This is a genomic window from Streptomyces sp. NPDC050636, from assembly GCF_040654775.1.
Classification (GTDB): domain Bacteria; phylum Actinomycetota; class Actinomycetes; order Streptomycetales; family Streptomycetaceae; genus Streptomyces.
This window is the reverse complement of the sequence record NZ_JBFAIP010000258.1, coordinates 1-1,634: the sequence shown is the minus strand read 5'-3', so window position 1 is coordinate 1,634 and position 1,634 is coordinate 1. Positions and strand designations below refer to the sequence as shown.

Annotated in this window: 1 protein-coding gene; it reads left to right on the top strand. The window is 65.2% G+C overall.

The window, feature by feature from the left end:
• Positions 1–12: 12 nt before the first annotated feature.
• On the top strand, positions 13–1,634 hold a 1,622-nt coding region (locus AB0I10_RS41115; RefSeq protein WP_363157849.1), incomplete at its 3' end, for an AMP-binding protein.

Below are 1,634 nucleotides of genomic sequence, written 5' to 3'. Positions count from 1 at the left end.
CGTGGTGGGTCGGTGCCGTTGGGTGTTTCGGCGGAGTTGCATGAGCGGTTGAGGGTGGTGGCTCGGGAGCATGGGGTCACGGTGTTCATGGTGTTGCAGTCGGTGTTGGCTGTGGCGTTGACGCGGTGGGGTGCGGGTTCGGATATCCCGATCGGTACGCCGGTTGCCGGGCGTTCGGTTGAGGCGCTGGATGATCTGGTGGGTCTGTTCCTCAACACGGTTGTTCTGCGGACGGATACGTCGGGGGATCCGACGTTTGCCGAGTTGTTGGGGCGGGTTCGGGAGACGGATCTGGCGGCGTTCGCGCATCAGGATGTGCCTTTCGAGCGTCTGGTGGAGGACCTGAACCCGACGCTTTCGCTCGCTCGCCACCCCCTCTTCCAAATCCTCCTTGCCTGCCGGGAGAGCCCCCGGGCCGAGCTCGATATGCCGGGCTTGACCGCTCGCATGGAAGCGATCAGCTCCGGGTCCGTCAACTTCGATCTGGTGGTCGATGTGGTGGAGCGGTTCGACGACGAGGGGCGCGCCGCGGGACTCAAGGGCACGTTGCAGTTCGCGACGGATTTGTTCGATCGGGTGACGGTGGAGCGGTTCGTGGGGATCTTGCTGCGGGTGATGGAGGCGTTGGTCTCCGATCCGGGCGTGCGTGTGGGTGCGGTGGATGTGCTGTCTCCGGTTGAACGTCGGCTGGTGTTGGAGGAGTGGGCCGACACTTCGCGGGAGGTTGCGGGGTTGGCGTTGCCGGGCCTTGTTGAGGCTCAGGTGGCGCGGACGCCGGATGCGGAGGCGGTTCTCTTCGGCGACACTGCGCTGTCGTATGGGGAGTTGAATCGTCGGGCGAACCGGCTGGCGCGTCATCTGATGGGCCTCGGGGTGGGGCCGGAGCAGTTCGTGGCGTTGGCGTTGCCGCGGTCGGTGGAGATGATCGTGGCGTGGCTTGCGGTGTTGAAGACCGGGGCGGCGTATCTGCCGATCGACCCTGCTTATCCGGCCGACCGGATCGCCTACATGGTCGAGGACGGCCGGCCGGCGGTGGTGGTGACCACAGCCGCGGTGGCCGGGCAGTTCACCGACCCAGGCACCGGTGTGCCGATTGTGGTCATCGACCACGCGGAGACCACGGCTGCGCTGGCTGGATACTCCGAGCGCGACGTCCTTGACTCGGAACGTGCTGAGCCGCTGCTGTTGTCGCATCCGGCGTATGTGATTTATACGTCGGGTTCGACGGGGCGGCCCAAGGGTGTGGTGGTCTCGCATGCGGGTGTGGCGAGTGTGGCCGGGGTGCATGCGGAGCGGCTTGGGTTGGGGGTGGGTTGCCGGTTTTTGCTGGTTGTCTCGATCAGTTTTGACGTGTCGATGGCGGATATCGCCATGACGTTGAGTTCTGGTGCGGCTTTGGTGGTTCCGGGTCCGGAGCAGCGGGCGGTGGGGGAGGAACTGGCCCAATTGATCACGGATTTCCGGGTTACTCACACTGATCTTGTCGCCCCGATGCTGGTTTCGTTGCCGGATGGGGATCTGCCGTCGTTGCGCGGGTTCGTGGTGGGTGGTGAGGCGTTGCCGGCGGATATGGTGGAGCGTTGGTCGCCGGGTCGTACCGTGATGCAGGTGTATGGGCCGACGGAGTCGACGGT